At 32.3% G+C, this 17100-nt stretch carries 12 protein-coding genes; 1 reads left to right on the forward strand and 11 read right to left on the reverse strand.

Translation table 11 applies throughout. The annotated features are described in order from the left end of the window. Positions 1-50 precede the first annotated feature (50 nt). The 4 genes from Q0U74_RS01775 to dpaL form a co-directional block, all read right to left on the reverse strand. Complete coding sequence (locus tag Q0U74_RS01775; RefSeq protein ID WP_297392376.1) at positions 51-2510, reverse strand: hypothetical protein; 2460 nt, start codon at positions 2508-2510, stop codon at positions 51-53. Positions 2511-2531: 21 nt separating this feature from the next. Further along, positions 2532-4586 (reverse strand): RND family transporter, encoded by a 2055-nt coding sequence (locus Q0U74_RS01780; protein WP_297392378.1) that lies wholly within the window; start codon positions 4584-4586, stop codon positions 2532-2534. 7 nt (positions 4587-4593) lie between these two features. Further along, positions 4594-5181, reverse strand: coding sequence for a TetR/AcrR family transcriptional regulator (locus Q0U74_RS01785; RefSeq protein ID WP_297392380.1), 588 nt, complete (start codon positions 5179-5181; stop codon positions 4594-4596). Between the two features lie 176 nt (positions 5182-5357). Then, positions 5358-6548, reverse strand: coding sequence for a diaminopropionate ammonia-lyase (gene dpaL / locus Q0U74_RS01790; protein WP_297392382.1), 1191 nt, complete (start codon positions 6546-6548; stop codon positions 5358-5360). A 121-nt stretch (positions 6549-6669) separates the two neighbouring features. Here dpaL and Q0U74_RS01795 point away from each other — a divergent pair, with 121 nt between their 5' ends. After that, positions 6670-7539, forward strand: a complete 870-nt coding sequence (locus Q0U74_RS01795) for a DUF4300 family protein (protein WP_297392384.1) — start codon at positions 6670-6672, stop codon at positions 7537-7539. A gap of 149 nt (positions 7540-7688) precedes the next feature. On the opposite strand, the gene Q0U74_RS01800 is transcribed toward Q0U74_RS01795, so the two are convergent. The 7 genes from Q0U74_RS01800 to purH all read right to left on the reverse strand — a co-directional run bounded on the left by Q0U74_RS01800 (position 7689) and on the right by purH (position 17099). Next, positions 7689-8840 carry an ABC transporter permease subunit gene (locus tag Q0U74_RS01800; protein WP_297392385.1) on the reverse strand — a complete coding sequence of 384 codons (1152 nt, stop codon included), beginning with the start codon at positions 8838-8840 and terminating at the stop codon, positions 7689-7691. Further along, positions 8833-9909, reverse strand: coding sequence for an ABC transporter permease subunit (locus Q0U74_RS01805; protein WP_297392386.1), 1077 nt, complete (start codon positions 9907-9909; stop codon positions 8833-8835). Before Q0U74_RS01805 ends, Q0U74_RS01800 begins: the two co-directional genes overlap by 8 nt. Next, the gene (locus Q0U74_RS01810) at positions 9902-11497 is read right to left on the reverse strand and encodes a sugar ABC transporter ATP-binding protein (protein WP_297392388.1); all 1596 of its coding nucleotides are present in this window, start codon (positions 11495-11497) and stop codon (positions 9902-9904) included. The genes Q0U74_RS01805 and Q0U74_RS01810 overlap by 8 nt, the downstream gene beginning before the upstream one ends. 76 nt (positions 11498-11573) lie before the next feature. Beyond that, a complete protein-coding gene (locus Q0U74_RS01815; RefSeq protein ID WP_297392389.1) occupies positions 11574-12926 on the reverse strand; it encodes a DUF3798 domain-containing protein in 1353 nt (450 codons plus the stop codon). 645 nt (positions 12927-13571) lie between these two features. Then, positions 13572-14240, reverse strand: a complete 669-nt coding sequence (locus Q0U74_RS01820; protein ID WP_297392390.1) for a YoaK family protein — start codon at positions 14238-14240, stop codon at positions 13572-13574. Positions 14241-14334: 94 nt separating this feature from the next. After that, complete coding sequence (gene purD / locus Q0U74_RS01825) at positions 14335-15579, reverse strand: phosphoribosylamine--glycine ligase (protein WP_297392392.1); 1245 nt, start codon at positions 15577-15579, stop codon at positions 14335-14337. An 8-nt stretch (positions 15580-15587) separates the two neighbouring features. After that, on the reverse strand, positions 15588-17099 hold the full coding sequence (gene purH / locus Q0U74_RS01830) for a bifunctional phosphoribosylaminoimidazolecarboxamide formyltransferase/IMP cyclohydrolase (RefSeq protein ID WP_297392394.1): 1512 nt from the start codon (positions 17097-17099) through the stop codon (positions 15588-15590). Between the last annotated feature and the right edge of the window lies 1 nt (position 17100).

Consider the following 17100-nt stretch of genomic DNA (forward strand, 5'->3'; position numbering starts at 1 on the left):
CCTCAAATTAGTATTACTTTTGTAATACCCAAATTTTAGGATTTGTCACATTATTTTATTTTTTCGATTATTCTATACTTAGTGTCAAAACCTTCAGAAGTTCCTGTAAAGGATGAATCTTCTTTAGAGAGTTCAGACATAGTGTCAACAATTTCTTTAAACTCAGGAAGTTCTTGTGTCTTCTTGTCTAGTTCATCAATTCCCTTTTGTTTAAATTCTTCTAATTTTTCTGCAAAAATTTTCATGTTGTCGCCTATTAAAACTCCGCCATCTTTTAATTCAATAGCTCCAGAGTTTAAGTCGATGATTCCGTCATCTAACTTCTTAATTCCATCTCTCAAAGGAACTACACCTTCAGTCTTAAGTCTTGGAAAATCTTTAAATAATACAGACTTGTCGCGAAATTCTAATAGTCCCTCAGTAAGTTCATTTGCTCCTGAATTTAGTTTAGGTGAATTTGAGTCAAGCTCAGTAATTGCATCTGTAAATTTATTTACTGCATCCTCACTCTTTTCTGTTCCTTCTCTTAATTTTGATGAGCCGTCCTTTAATTTTCCTGCTGCATCATCAAGTTTGACAAGAGAATCTGAGAGCTTCATTAGTTGTGAAGTGTCTAGTTTTGATGCTGCTTCTGACATAGCCTTTTCAAGAGCAGAATTAATTTGGTTTGCTCCATTAGAAAGTTCTGTTGTTCCACCTTTTAACTCTTCAAGGCCTGCAGGAAGTTGACTTGCTCCAGCATTTATTTGTTCTGATGCTTGTGCAAGTTGATTCATTCCACCTTTTAACTCATCTAGACCTTTTAATTTGTCAGTCATACCTGTTAAAGCTTTTAATCCTTGGAGATCAGCTCCAACTTTTTTTGCTGATCCACCAATACTTTGTGCATTTTCTCCAATATTACCTGCAGTTTGACCTAAATTTGCTGCCGCACCCTGTAATATTCCAATAGCTTGTTGAGCTGCAGGGTCCTCACTTTGACTTAGGATGGCTATAGCTTTTCCAATTTCAGCAGCTGATGCTCCAATGAACTTTGAATTTCCACCAATAGCCAGTGCCTTTGCACCAATATCTTGAAGATTATCTTCAACATTAATATTTCCAAGTCCTGATAGATCTGGCGCCTTCATGGCTTGAACTTCATTATTTAAGGCTTGAAAATTAGAATTAAATTCACTTTCACCTGCTGCAAGTTTATTTGCACCTTCATAAGCCTTTGCTGCTCCTGCCTCAAGTTTTTGGGCGCCGGCAGAAAGCTGTCCTATTCCAGATTTTAATTCTGCCAACTTCTTTAAAGCTTCTTCCTTCATTTCGTCAATCTTACTTAATTTACTTGAACCTTCTCTTAATTGTACTGTGGCATCCTTTAACTTTCCAAGTCCATTGTCTAGTTCAACTGAACCATCGTGAAGTTTTTTGGCTCCATCTTTCATTTCTCCAGTTTTTTCATTCATCTTGCCCACTGCAGAAGTGTAGTCGCTAATTCCAGAAGTTAATTTGCTACCACCTTCATACATTTCTTCTGCTGCACCTGGAATTGGCTCAACCTTTTCAATTACTTCGTCTATTTTTTCTTCGAAGTCTCCAGATTTATCGTAAAGCTCCTTGGAACCATCCTTAAGTTTAACAGTTCCATCGCCAAGTTCACTTAGACCATCATTTAATTTGCCTTGGGCTTCAGATAGTTTTGTAGAAGCGTCAACTAATTTTTGTGAATTGTCTTCAAGCTCTCTAACGCCGTCACGAAGCTTGTCAATTGTCTCTAAATCTGCTTCGTTTTGGAATAACTCATTAGAAATTACCACATAAGCTTCCACAGGATCGTAATCTTTTACATCCATTTCAACCACTGCTTCACTTCTAAATTCTTCCATTTGCCTATCTTCTAAAATACTTTCAAAGTTTCCTCTAAGACCTGGAGTCAATACTGAAGTTACAACTTCATTTTTGCCATCCTTTGCGATTTTTGCATCATCAGACTCAATGTTTGATGCAACTTCTTGTGGGAAGGATAGGGCTGCTATAACTGTATAAGGTGCATAGACCTTAGTTTTTTTGCCAGCAATGTTCTTTATAACATACTTATTGTTTTCAGTTGAAATAACTAATTTAAGGTGGCCAGACTTGCCCTTTAATTCACTATTTTCCATTTTTTCGCCGTCAAGATAATAATCAATTTTTACATCAATTGGAATATTTTCTTCACTTTTGCCTTGGTAGTAAATGTCCTTTACATTTTCATCCCAATAAATATAACCATTTTTATTTTCAACTTCTTCATCAGTCTTCAAATTTTTAACATTTTTTAAATTGGACTTGTCCTTGCCCTTAATATTTTCTTCTGAATTTAACCAAACTGAAACAGTTTTATCTTTAATGTTGTCATTTTCTTTTAAGACATAAACAGTTTCACTCTTATTTATGACTTCTGATGCAGCAAAAGCTGTGTTTGTCAAAATCATTGAAGATAATACAACTGTTATTACACCTTTTTGAACTTTTTTATTCATATTCTTCTCCTTAAAATAATATTAATCTAAACCCTTAGTAGTTTTCTTTATCAGTGGAAAACTTACAGAAATAATTGCTGGCAATAATAGTATGATTACGCACATACTTATAATTGCACCCCTAGCTAAAAATGTACAAATTGTCGATACAATTTCCATTTTTGAATAAATACCTACACCAATTGTGGCTGCCATAAAGGAAAGTGCAGATGTAACAATTGATTTAGAAGTTTCTTTTACAGACACTTTAAGAGAACCATCTACATCCTTTGACTTTTTATATTCTGCCAAAAATCTATCTGTCATTAAAATTGAGTAGTCAATAGTAGATCCAAGCTGTATTACCCCAATTATTATTGAAGTTATAAAAGGAATAGTGTGATTTAAATAAAATGGGATTCCCATATTTATTTGGATTGCAAGTTCAATTGCTCCAATTAAAACTATTGGTATTCCAATTGACTTAAACACAAGAGCAATAATTAAAAATACAACAGCAATTGAAATTATATTTACAATTTGAAAGTCTCTATCTGAAATAACTGTTAAATCATCTGTTAAAACTGCTTCTCCAGTTAAATATCCCTCATCGTCATATTTATTTATAAGACTTTTCATTTCACTAACTTGTTTTTTAACTTCAGGCGATGCAGTTTGATACTTAGAATTTGCCATGATCATCTGATAACCATTTTTTGAAAAGTTATCTTGAAGTTTTTCAGGCAAAAATTCACTTGGGATAGTGTATCCTGTGACAGAACTTGCACTTAAGACAGAATTTATTCCGTCTACGCCCTTTATATCGCTTATAAGACCATCTAAGTCTGAATTTGAAAGATCATCTTTAACAACAATAAAATGAGTACTTGCCATATCATAATCTTTTTTCATTTTATTTAAAGCTACTATTGAATCTAAATCCTGTGGAAGGGATCTGTCCAAATTGTAATAAAGTTTTGTATTTACTGAACCAAAAATTGCTGGAATAAAAAGCAATACAAAAGCTAAAAACAAAGTCTTTTTGTGCTTTATAGTAAATTCAGATAATTTATTAAATTCCGGAAGCATGACTTTGTGATTGTATTTATTGACTAACTTTTCCACAACAAGTAACATTGCTGGAAGAACTGTAACTGTTGCTATTAAACCTATTAAAACTCCCTTACTCATTACAAGACCAATGTCTTTTCCTAGACCAAGTCTCATAAAAATTAAAACTATAAAACCAGCAAAAGTTGTAAGTGATGATGCAAATAAGGAAGAAATAGTTTCTTGAACTGCCTTATCCATAGCATCATTTTTATTGTCAAAGTTTTTCTTTTCTTCAACATATCTGTGATACAAAAATATTGAATAGTCCATAGTAACAGCAAGTTGTAAAACAGCCGCTATAGCTTTTGTTATATAGGATATCTCACCTAAAAATACATTGGATCCAAAATTATACAAAACTGCATAACCAATAGTTAGCATAAAGACAAAGGGTACAATAGTAGATTCATTTGTTAGAGATAAAATAATTAATCCCAAAACTACGGCAAGAGCAACATAGATTGGTGTTTCTTTGTCGATTAAATCCTTCGTATCCTTTACAAGAGATGAAATTCCACTTAAATATTTTTGATTTGATTCTATTTTTCTAATTTCATCTATAGCATTCATTGTCTTTAAAGAAGATGATGAATCGCTAAACTTTACAATCATTAAAGTAGAGTCTTCTGCATAGAAAACATCTTTTATCTCGTCAGGCAAAAATTCACTGGGAATCATATCTCCAACAGTTGATGATTTAGAAATCACATCTTCTACTCCATCAATTTCTAGAATTTTCTCTCTCAAAACTTCTGCTTCATGGTCAGTTCCCTCAAGAATTAACATTCCTGTTGCAGCATTTTTAAAATCTTTATCCAAAATCTCTTGACCCTGGGTTGACTTTAAATCTTTAGGCAAATAAGACAAAATATCATAATTAACTTTAGTAAGTTTATAGCCTAGTAATGAAGGAATTAGAAGTAAGGTCATGACAAAAAGCACAAATTTGGGCTTGTGAGAAATAAATTTTGTAAATTTTTTCATCCAACCACTACCTAAATATCCTATCTACAATTTTATAAAGAACTGGTTTCATATCTTCTAAACTTAGAATTGAATCTTCCATTAATGCCGATTCGCAAGTAGAAAGCACAATATTAATTGAAAGAGATAAAATAAATAATTTTTCTTGATCAGATAAAATTGCTGGGAATAAATCTTCAAATTTATTTAAAATAAAATTAAGAGAATTTTCCGCCTCTTTAAATCTATTGTCATTTTCAACTTTTGCATAAAGAGCCCAATTTAAATTATTTGAAATAATTTTTAACTCTAATGGATTTTTTATTAAGTGATCAATTATATAATCAAAAAAGGAAATCAACCTCTTTTTAGAATCCTCACCTTTACACTTAGCTTCGGCACTAACAATTAATTCTGTCATAATATCTAAAACAATTTTTTCTTCAAGATCTTTTTTGTCCCTGAAGTAGAGATAAAAAGTTCCAAGTCCTAAATTCGTTCTATTCATTATATCCCTAATTGAAGTTGCCTCTATTCCCTTTTCTTCAAAAGAAGAAAGAGCAGCAATAGTGATTTTCTTTTCTTTTTCTTTTTTTCTTTCTTCAGACTTTATCATATATACTCCTTACTTTTGAACATTGTTCATCTTCGTAAAAATATGATAACTCTTTTGTGAACAAAGTTCAACTTTTTTTTATTTTTATTTAAAAAAGACTTTGCATTACACAAAGTCTAAAATTATAAATTTTATTCAATTTAAAAAATAATCAAAAGCAAAAATAACAATTTAGCTTATTTTTCTCCACAAATAATTTCTTTATAAGATTTTTTATCAGTGTCTCCTTCTGTGGAAATACAAAGCACAACAGAATCTTTATCTAGACCAATTTTTTCTCTATAATTTCTTAAACTATCATCAGTCATAAGGCTATAAACTATACCACTTGTTACAGCACCAGATTCTCCAGAAATAATTTTTTTATCATCAGAAATATTATTAGCCAAAACTCTCATTCCAATTTTAGTAAAAATATCATCAACTGACAAAAAATAATCGGCATAAGATTCTAAAATTGGCCATCCAATTGTTACAGGTTCACCACAATTTAGTCCAGCCATTATTGAATCTAAATCACCTTTAACAAAATGAAGCTTTCCGTCATTTGCATCAGCAGTTCTATAGAGACAATTTGCCTTATTTGGTTCAACAATTATAATTTTTGGAGGATTGTCCTTCATCACATTTCTAAAAAAAGCAGTAACAGATGCTGCCATAGAACCAACTCCTGCTTGTAAGAAAATATAACTAGGAAAAATTCCTTTTTCCCTAAAATCATTATAAACTTCATAAGCCATTGTCATATAGCCCTTCATAATATTTCTTGGAACATCAGTATAGCCTTCCCAAGAAGTATCTTGAATTAAGACTCCCTTATTTTCTTCAGCAAATTTTGCAGCTAGCCTCACACAGTCATCATAATTTACTTCCATAATATTTGCATCAGAATTTTCTCTTCTAATATTTTCTAGTCTCTCAAGAGAACTACCCTTTGGCATAAAAACTTTTGATTTTTGACCAAGTTTATTAGCTGTCCATGCAACAGCACGTCCATGATTTCCATCAGTTGCTGTAGAAAAAATTATATCGCCAAGTTTTTTTCTTGTTTCACCCGAAGTAATTTCATCAAAAGTAAATTTATTTTCATCTAAGCCAATTTTCTCTCTTATAAAATTAGCAATTGCATAACTTGCGCCAAGAACCTTAAAAGCATTTAAGCCAAATCTATAAGACTCATCTTTTACAAAAAAATTTTTAAGTCCAATTTCTTTAGCCAAATTTTTCAGATCTACTAGGGGAGTCTTTTCGTAAATATCAAAAGACTTGTGAAAATTATTTACAGTTTTTGCCGATTCATAATCAAAATCAGAAATATCTGCCTTAGACTTTTTATTTTTAACATATGTTAAATTAAATTTTTCCATGTCCCACCTGCTTTCATCTTATGATATTAGCTTATCATTTTAATAATGTAAAAGATATGTTTTTATTATTTTGATTTTTTATTGTATAATCTATTTTGATAATTTAAATCTTGGAGGAAAGATGAAGAGAAAAATTTTAATTTTAATTTTAATTGCTTGCCTTGCTCTTATTACATCAGCCTGTGCAAAAAATAATTTAGTAAATAAAAACATTGATGAAACCGAAAAAATTGTTGAAGAAAAAATTGGAGAGCCAAAAATTTCTAATTTAAATGATGAAAAGACTTTAGATTTTGTTAAAAATTCCCTTGATGGAAGTGTGAATAGCCAAAGCCTTGAAAAGTTTATTAATCTTGTAAGAGATTATAACAAAGGCATTTCAAAAGACTTGCTTATTGGCGATTTTAAAAGTTTATCTAATATAAATACTGACACAGGAAAAATTATTGATGAGAGAAGTAAGGTCAAACACGAATTTCCTGACACAAATTGTAGAATTAATTCCTTTTTACTCTTAAAAGATGGAATGAAATTTAATACAGATAAAAAAATTGATGACGATTTTCTTTTTATGGACGAAGAAGCCATAAAAAATTCAAATTTATTTACTGATGAGGAATTTAAAAATTTTAAAAGTTTATTTTCAAGAGTTGCCACAAATAGTAGCAAAAATTCAAGGGATCAAGGTGAAGTCATGGCAAAATTCTTATCAAATTTTACCTTTTCAGAAAAAGTTAAGATGATTTCTGTAGTTCTTCACGACAATTTAGACGGCGATTATCTTTTTATTGGTCATGTTGGAGTTCTTCTTCCCCTTGAAAAAGGATATTTGTTTATAGAAAAAATATCCTTTGAAGAGCCCTATCAGGCAATAAAATTTCCTAATAAAGAATCCTGCTACAAGTACTTAAAGAAAAAGTTTGAGGACTACAAGGACCCCAATGTAGCGCCACCCTTTATCATGGAAAATAATGAGTATATAGATATTTAATTCCAATTTTCATTTAAAATTCTTTGTAGTTTTAAGCAAGAAAATTATTTTTAGAAAACATTAATTATAACTCTATAAAACGCAAAAAAATTGCCCAAGTATTCTTGAGCAATTTTTTATTTTTATGAAGTTTTGAAATTATGATCAATTTAATTTTCTACAGCTTCTTTACTTTTGCCACCATTAATTCTATCTTCTCTCATCTTCAACCTATTAGCTTCAAGTTCTCTCTTTCTTTCGAAAGCGTGAAGAATAAGTGCAAGAGTTACAACGCCGTAAGAGATAAATGTTCTGAAATATTCACCCATCATGGCATCTCCTGTCATTACTCTTCCTGCTTGTGGAAGAACGATAAACATCAAGTGGAATAGTGCAGTACCTAAGATTACATTTGGAATAGATGCCTTAGATACAGATGCACCACCTACAAGGATTGATGCTGCAGCATAAAGTGCTGCTTGGTCTTGACCTGCATAAGTTGCAAGTGTACCAATGTTTTGAAGATAAATAATTTGTCCGTAGCAAGCAAGTACAGTAGACATTACTATTGATGCAATTCTGATTTTATCAGAGTTCATACCTGCGTTGGAAGATACAAATTGATCTTGTCCTACTGCCTTCATGTCGTGACCAAGTTTAGTGTTTCTAAACCATACGATAAATAAGCAAAGTAGAGCAATAATTATAATTGTAACTACTGGCACATCAAATAAGATTTGATGCTTTGCAGTAATAGGAATATTAATTCTGAATTTTAAAATATTGTCAAAACCTTGAGCAGATGCAAGGGTAATGGAGTTTTTAATACCATAACCAGCTGATAATACCATGGCTCTTGTTCTCATTGGAATTAAAGTTCCGCAGAAGTACAATAGGAAAAGCATGTACCAACCTAGAATAAAGAAGGCAAGCATCATTGACGTAATCATTTCTCTTCCTCTAGCTCTATTTAAAACTCTTCCTGAAAATTGTCCAAGTAAAACTGCAATTGGAGTACCAATAAGAGCGGCTATTAAAAGTCCAGTTGCTCCAGTAAAGCCCCAATCTTGTGCAAAAATTATTCCAATTTGTCCTGCCATTGCTCCTAGTGGAATACCAAAGTTGATACCCATACCAGCAATAATCGGTATGATAAGAGAAAGTACTAAAAATGTATTTCTTACCATTCTCTTGGAAAGTTCATTTGTTATATAAGATAGTGGTGGTTTAGCTATTATAAGTCCTGCCACAACTATGATTATAAACAAAATAGGAACCATAAATCTGTATAAAAATTCTTTAAAATTAAATTTCTTATTCATCTTTACTCCTCCTTGTTAGTGCGTAAATTATCATTCCATTTGTGATTATCATTCTTAATATTTCTGAAATATCAATATTTAATGCACCATTTATTACAGTAGGAGTAAGTGTAATTACACCTTGGAATAAAAATGTACCAATTATAACATTTGGAATTGATGCCTTGTTAATACTTGCACCACCAATTAATAGTGCTGCTACTGTTTGGAATGTAAAGGAAAGTGGTGCTTGGTAAAGTTGTATAAAACCATAGGATTGTTGATAAATAACAATACCAATGGCAGCAATAACTGTTGAAAGAATTACAGAAACAAGTCTTACTCTGTTAATGTGAATACCAGCAGCCTTTGCATATTCTGAGTTAGAACCTACAGCTGTCATTGCAGTACCAGTTTTTGTCTTGAAAAATGCCCATACAATAAATGCCATAAGTGCAAATAATAAAAACATGCCCACAGGAATTTTAACGCCAAGTATATTAATACTTAAAAAGTTATTTAATACACCAACAGTTACCTTTGTTCCATCTTCCAAAATTCTTGACTTCATCCAATAATCTGCAACTGGAATTTGTTGGGATAGCCCCTTTCCTCCATAACTTAAAACAGATACTGGATTCTTGTAAGGAAGAATTAAGTAGGCAATACACATAAAAGCTGTGAAAGAATATCCAACATAAGTTGCAATAAGCATTTCATCGCCCTTAATTCTATTTAAAAGTAATCCGTAGAAAAATCCAAATACAACTGCTATAAGAGATGCAAATAGCATTGCTATGAAAATTCCCTTAAAACCTGTAAAACCAAATTCAATTGAAGTTACCCCACCAAGAATACCTGCTACAACTCCAATTGGGATACCAAAGTTAAGTCCACAACCAGATTGTACCATTGGCACAAGGGATAAAACTAAAACTGAAAACATACCAAATCTTGAAAGAACATTGTCAATAGAATCCACTAAGGAAACACCAGCCATTGGAGCTGCAATAAAAAGAATTAATAAGAAAACTCCAATGATAAGTCGTGGAATTCCAATTCTGTTAATTAAACTTTTCTTTTTAGTCATTTACAGCCTCCACTTCTCCACTCATTAGAAGTCCAAATTCTGTTGCTTCAGCATCTGCTGGTAAAATACCTGCGATTTTTCCTTCGCAAATAACAGCAATTCTATTACATATACTTCTAAGTTCTTCAAGCTCTGATGAAACCATGACAATAGTTGTATTGTCCTTTTCATTGCTTTCTTTCAAGGCATCAAGTACTAGTTCCTTTGCACCTATATCAATTCCTCTAGTAGGCTCAGAAACAAATAGAAGTTCTGGTTCCATGGCAAAAGCTTTGGCAAGACAAATCTTTTGTTGGTTACCACCAGATAAATTTCCTGCCTTTTGTTCTGGTCCAGTTGTCTTTATGTGAAGAGATTCAATGTATTCATTAGATAGCTCTTTCATCTTAGCTTCATCTCTAAACTTAAATCCAAGAACTCTTTTTATAAATTTTTCTTGAACTTGCATAGCATTAAAAGCTATATTCCAGAAAATTGGCTCTTCCAATAAAAGACCTACACCTCTTCTGTCTTCTGAAACAAAGGCAATTTTATTCTTTAAAATATCTAAAGTATTGCCAAGTTTTAATTCCTTGCCATTATAAATTAGCTTGCCACCTACAGGATAAGTGCCCAAAATTCCATTTGGAATACCAAGCTTACCTTGACCAGCAAGTCCAGCAATACCTAAAATTTCTCCTCTGATAACAGAAAGACTTACATCATAGACAGCTTCTCCAGGCATATCAACCCAGAGATCTTCGATTTCAAGAATGTGGTCATTTTCATCTAAATTCTTATCCACCTTCTCTACAGCTATCTTATTTGATTCATCATCTCTACCAACCATCCATTTAGCAATTTGTTCGATTGATAGATTTTCATTCTTTTTGTCTTCAATTATTTCACCATCTCTAAGGACAACTACTTGATCACATACGCTTATGATTTCACGGAGTCTATGAGTGATGAAAATAATAGAAATGCCAAGATCTGCAAGAGTCCTAAGTGAAGCAATAAGGTTATTGGCCTCAGTTTCTGTAAGTACAGCAGTTGGCTCATCCATAATTATTAACTTAACATCTTTTCTTGTCATTTCCCTAGCAATTTCAATAAATTGCTTGTGACCAACAGGCATTTCGGAAACTAAAGCACCAGTATCAATGCTAACTTCCAAAGTGTCAAGAGACTTGCCTGCTATTCTAATATTTTCTTTAGCATCTATACTCTCTAGTTTTTTACCAAAAATTTTAGAAATTACAGAGGAATTTGTCTTCTCCATATCGAGAGTAATATTTTCTGCAACTGTAAATCCAGGGATTAAACTAAATTCTTGATGTACCATGCCTATGCCTGCATTTAAGGCGTCAATTGGGTTTTTGAAGTCAATTAATTTTCCGTCAAAATAAATTTCACCGTTATAACCGCCTGTGTCTTTAATAACTTCCATTCCGAAAATTATATTCATAAGAGTGGACTTACCAGCACCATTTTCACCAACAAGTCCCAAAATTTCTCCCTTTTGAAGATTGAAATTAACATCCTTTAAGACGGCGTTTTCGCCAAAACTCTTGCTGACATTCTTGACTTCAAGTAAACTGTTTGTCAACAAAATCCCTCCATCTTCTTAAAATAAAATTAAAATCAACGGTAGCCCGTTGACTTTAATTTCTTTTATAAAATAATTATTTAGCTTGTCCTTCAGCTTTTTCTTGAGCTGCTTCAATAGCATCTAAATCAACATTAAGATTTAAATATTTTTCAGGAACTTTAATCTTATCCATACCTAGGTAACCTTTACCATATACATAAGTGTCTTGAGATAGTAAGAAGTGATTTGCCTTAGTTTCTCCAGAAGCTCTATCTATATAGTTTTCAACCATCCATTTAGCACCTTCAGTGTATTTTTCAATAGAAGATACGATTTGTTCTTGGTTAAGAAGTTCGCCTTGTCCCTTTAGAACATCCATTACATGATCAAGAGCACCAAGAGTTAGTGAATAACCTAGTGAATAAGCCCAAGTACCCATTCTCTTGTCGCCGCCTTTTTCAATAACAGCTTTTTCAACAGCAGCGTTGATTGCTTGCCAATCTCCTGCCATATCTTTAATATCAACTGAGAATGCCTTTGGATAACCCATGATTGGAGATGGTAAATCTTGTTCTACAAAGATAGCTCCACCAGCTGCAACACCTCTAAGAAGTGGTTCAGTATGTGCATCGTTTGTACAGAAGAAAGCTGTGTCTTTACCATACTTATCGATCCAAGGTTGAATATTTTCAGCTACATATTGTTGTGCTCCTGGGATACCAATATCAGTTGTTGGATCAGGTGCGTTAAGTGAAATAAATTCAAGTCCTAGGTCCTTACAAGCTTCTTCCATGATAGCTCTTCTAAGGGCTAAAAGTTCAATAGACATGTGTCTAGGGAAAGTGATGTGAGCAAATTTAGTTGCTCCCATTTCCTTAGCTGCAGCAATAATTCTGTAACCTCTGGAAACATTATCAGCATCCATTACTAGGTCAGCTGCTTTTTCTACCATTACTGTATCTTCTTGTGCAACTAAGTTAACAAGAATGATATCAGGTCTTTTTTCTCTAATTTGATTAAAGGCTGCTACAGTTCCTGGAACTGATTGATTTACAATTACAGCTTTCATTAGAGGGTCATCTGCCATAGCTACAATCTTTGAAATTGTAGTTTCTTGTTCAGCTTCAAATCTGTCTGGATAAGTGTCGTGTTTAATAATTCCGCCTTCATCAGCAGAACCATAAAGTTCAATAGCTTTTTGAGCAGCACGGAACTCATCTTCACCTTGTGATACTGTACCAGTTATAATTCCAATGTGGAATTCTTCGCCATCTTTAAGAGTTTCAAATTTAGCTTTTACGCCATCATCTTTAACTTCAGTTGAAGTGCTGGCTTCTTTGCTTTCCTCTTTTTTAGCTCCATTGTCAACTTTTTGACAACCGCTAAAAGCGATAACTGCTAATAATAGCATCATAATACCCATAAACCTTTTAAATTTTACATTCATTTTTTACACCTCTTCTAATTTATTTAATATTGGTTTATAAATTAAAGAGATTTTATCACATTAAATAGCAAAGGTCAATGTTATTCTCAATATATGAACATACAAAGAAATTTTTTAAATACAAAAATTTTACTTAATATTTACACAAAGTAAAATTTAATTTTGATATATTTCTGACAAATAATCTTTTGAAAAAATACAAGTTTTTGATAATATTTTTCAACAATTTAAATAGAGAATTTTTAAAATACTAATTATTACATAATATAAATAGTGATGTTAAAAAGATAATACTTTTTTCTTTTTTTCCTTTACATCAATAAATAATCTTGCAAAAAAAAAGTCTGAGCTATTTGTGCTCAGACCTTGATATAGGTTAAAATAATAGTTTTTTTAAAAACTTGTGAAAAAATTATATTTGACTTTTCTTAAATTTAGGAAAATATTTTTCTAACAAAATCAAGACTATTATATTAAACTTACTATCATAGAAATTTTAACTTGTAAGTGTAAAAATCAATTTAAATGCAAATTTAAAACGCTTTCACCTTTTCTTGTTTAAAAAATAAAAATTAAAAAATTAAAAATTTTTTCTTATGTAAAAATTTAAGATAATTACATATTCTATTAATTTAAAGTATAATTTTATTTTCCTCTATCTTCAAAAAATAAAATTATAAAAGAAATTGTTAGGAAAGCTGCTGCAATTAGTATGGACTTAATTCCAAAAAAATCTGATGTAATGTAGCCAAGAGCTGCGCCCATGCCAAAAATTACAATTACTTTATAATATTTTTTTGATTTTTCAAGATATTCCCTATCTCTTGTTATGTGGTACTTGGAAAGATTTTCTGTGGCGCTCCTAAGATTTCCTATACACATTGTAGTTGCAAAGTTTAGTCCATAAATTTTCTTAAAGGAATAAACTTGCATAGCACAGGAAAAAGAGAGAAGAGCATTGGCGAGATTGTTTAAATTTTCAGGAATAAATGCAACAATTACCATAATAATTATTTCAAAGGCAACTATGTATTGACGCCAATGTAGAATTTTCTTTTCGATAGCATATTCAAAACGAACTGCAACATATACGCCAAAAGCAAAGGCTATGACAGGTATTAAATATGAAATTGATGCCTTAAAATTTAAGTCAACAATATTCTTGAAGAGAAGTACAATGTTTCCTGTCTGTGCATTTGCAAAGACCTTCCCCCTCATTAGATAGGAGTAAGCATCTTGAAAGCCACCTGCAATTGTTATAAAAAATAAAACTAAAAAGGTCTCGTGCAAATTTTCATAGGTTTTTATTTTCAAATTAATCACCTCTTATAGTTTAATACAAAAATTTTTTTCTGCAAGAAAAAAAGATGCTATGAATTTCTATCACAGCATCCTAAATATTTTTATTTTATTTCGTGCCAATATCTTTTCTAAAGTAGGCGCCATCAAAATTTATTTTTGCTACATTTTCGTAGGCTTTTTTTCGAGCTTCCTCTAAGTTTTTTCCTAAAGCTGTCACTGATAAGACTCTGCCTCCATTAGTGTAGATAGCATCAGATTTTTTTGTCCCATTGTGGAAAACTATTATGTCACTATCTACATCATCAAGTCCAGAAATTTCTTTGCCCTTTTCATAGGAACCTGGATAGCCACCTGAACACATAATAACTGTTAGGCAAGTTTCATCCTTCCACTTGATGTCATCTTCTTCAAGTTTTCCATCAATTGTCTTATTTAAAAGTTCAAATAAGTCACAGTCAAGTCTTGGCATTAGGACTTCTGTCTCTGGATCGCCAAAGCGCACATTAAATTCCAAAACCTTTGGCTTGTCTTCTTCAATCATAAATCCTATAAATAAAATTCCTGAGTAAGATAATTTTTCTTTATCTAGTCCATCTTCTATTTGCCTATATATTACTTGAAGGTTTTTTTCCAGTTCAGGACTTGCAGCTACTGGTGAATAAGTTCCTACTCCGCCAGTGTTTGGGCCCTTGTCGCCATCATAAATTTGCTTGTGGTCCTTGGCTCTTTCCAGTGGAAATAATTTGTTGTCTGATACAAGGCAAAGTACAGAAGCTTCTTCTCCTGTCAAAAATTCTTCGATGACTACAGTACTTCCTTCGTCGCCAAAAATTCTATCCTTAAAAATTTTATGAAGAGCGTCCTTTGCTTCGTCTAAGTTTTGACAAATTATTACGCCCTTACCTAGACAAAGTCCGTCAGCTTTTACAACAAGTGGATAAGAAAATTCCCTTAGACCTTCAATTGCCTCATCATAACTCTCAAAACTTCTATATTTTGCAGTTGGAATTGAATATTTTTCCAAAAATTTCTTTGTAAATTCCTTTGACTTTTCAAATCTTGCACAGTCTTTGTTTGGTCCAAAAACTTTTAATCCCTTTTCTTTAAAGGCATCTACTATTCCCATGCAAAGTGGATCTTCTGGACCGACTACTGTTAAATCAATTTTTTCTTCATGGGCAAACTTTAAAAGTCCATGAATATCCTTTGGGTCAAGGTCGAGATTTTCGCAAAAATCTTCTGTGCCACCATTGCCCCTTGCCATGAATATTTTATCAACGCTTTTACTTTCACTAAGTTTCCATGCAAGTGCGTGTTCTCTTCCGCCATTTCCAATTACAAGTACTTTCATTTATCCTCCTAGTGTCTAAAATGTCTTATATTAGTAAAGACAAGACAAATATCATGTTCATTTGCATAATCAATAACTTCTTGATCCTTTACAGAGCCGCCCGGCTGAACTATTACATCAATGCCAGCCTTATAAAGAAGTTCAATAGTATCTCTAAAGAAAAATCCATCAGATGCAAGAACTGCTCCCTTTGCCTTTTCTCCAGCCCTATCAATTGCTTCTTCTACAGCCCAAGCTCTCTTTGTTTCACCTTGACCAAGGGCAAGAGTTCCGCCATTTTTTGCAATGACAACTGAATTTGAGAAAGTTGTCTTGCAGCAAGTAAAGGCAAATTTTAATTCCTCAAGTTCTTTTTCACTTGGTTTTCTATTAGATACAAAGGAAAGCTTTTCTTCATCCCAAACTATGTCGTCTGAATCTTGGATGATAATTCCGTTTAAAACTTGCTTAAATCTCTTTCCACCTTCATAAAGTCTTTGGAATTCAGGAATTTCTACAAGCCTTATATTTTTCTTTTGAGTCAAAATTTCAAAAGCTTCCTTAGAAAAACTTGGTGCCACAACAATTTCAAGGAAAATCTTTGAAAGGTGTTCTGCAGTTTTTCCGTCAACTTCTCTATTAAGGGCAATGATTCCACCAAAAATTGATTCGTCGTCACATTCATAGGCCTTAAGGAAAGCTTCTTCCAGATTTTCACCTGTACCAATTCCACATGGGTCAGTGTGTTTAATTGCAACTGCAGCTGGCTTTTCAAAATTTACAACTGCATTAAGGGCAGAATACATATCATTTAAGTTGTTGTAGGAAATTTGTTTTCCATGAAGAACCTTATATTCAACCTTATCTGGTGTGTAAGAATCTTCATAAAAAGCTGCCTTTTGATGTGGGTTCTCACCATATCTCAATTCTTCAACAAGTTTAAAGCTCTTGTTAATATATTTAGGAAATTCTTCAGGAAGTCTCTTTAAGAAATAATTTGAAATGACAGCATCATAGTGAGCTGTGTAGTTAAAGGCCTTCTTTGCAAGATATTCTTTAAATTCTAAATTATCTCCCTCTAAATTATTAAGTACATGGCTATAATCACTTGGATCAGTTACAATAAAAACATCTCTATAATTTTTGGCAGCAGCCCTAATCATAGATGGACCACCGATATCTATGTTTTCAATCATAGTTTCGTGTTGAGCCTTTTCAAGTAGCTTTTCTTCAAAAGGATAGAGATTATTTACAACCATATCAATTGGTATAATTTCTTCATCCTTTAAAGTTTCCATGTGTTCTTTTATGTCGCGTCTAGCAAGGATTCCGCCGTGAATTTTTGGATTAAGTGTTTTAACTCTTCCATCTAAAATTTCTGGAAAACCTGTTACGCTATCCACAGATATTATATCAATTCCTGCATCCTTTAACTTTTTGAACGTTCCGCCAGTAGAAATGATTTCCCAATTTCTATTTGCAAGTTCCTTTGCAAATTCAACAATTCCTTCTTTGTCAAAAACTGAAATAAGTGCTCTCATA

This window comes from uncultured Peptoniphilus sp. (assembly GCF_946998875.1).
GTDB lineage: Bacteria > Bacillota > Clostridia > Tissierellales > Peptoniphilaceae > Peptoniphilus_A.

Bases quoted from the DNA above. Each gene is read 5' to 3' on its own strand.
- Q0U74_RS01795 (WP_297392384.1), top strand. From the start codon at position 6,670: ATGAAGAGAAAAATTTTAATTTTAATTTTAATTGCTTGCCTTGCTCTT.
- dpaL (WP_297392382.1), bottom strand. From the start codon at position 6,548: ATGGAAAAATTTAATTTAACATATGTTAAAAATAAAAAGTCTAAGGCA.
- Q0U74_RS01785 (WP_297392380.1), bottom strand. From the start codon at position 5,181: ATGATAAAGTCTGAAGAAAGAAAAAAAGAAAAAGAAAAGAAAATCACT.
- Q0U74_RS01775 (WP_297392376.1), bottom strand. From the start codon at position 2,510: ATGAATAAAAAAGTTCAAAAAGGTGTAATAACAGTTGTATTATCTTCA.
- Q0U74_RS01800 (WP_297392385.1), bottom strand. From the start codon at position 8,840: ATGAATAAGAAATTTAATTTTAAAGAATTTTTATACAGATTTATGGTT.
- Q0U74_RS01805 (WP_297392386.1), bottom strand. From the start codon at position 9,909: ATGACTAAAAAGAAAAGTTTAATTAACAGAATTGGAATTCCACGACTT.
- Q0U74_RS01815 (WP_297392389.1), bottom strand. From the start codon at position 12,926: ATGAATGTAAAATTTAAAAGGTTTATGGGTATTATGATGCTATTATTA.
- purD (WP_297392392.1), bottom strand. From the start codon at position 15,579: ATGAAAGTACTTGTAATTGGAAATGGCGGAAGAGAACACGCACTTGCA.
- purH (WP_297392394.1), bottom strand. From the start codon at position 17,099: ATGAGAGCACTTATTTCAGTTTTTGACAAAGAAGGAATTGTTGAATTT.
- Q0U74_RS01780 (WP_297392378.1), bottom strand. From the start codon at position 4,586: ATGAAAAAATTTACAAAATTTATTTCTCACAAGCCCAAATTTGTGCTT.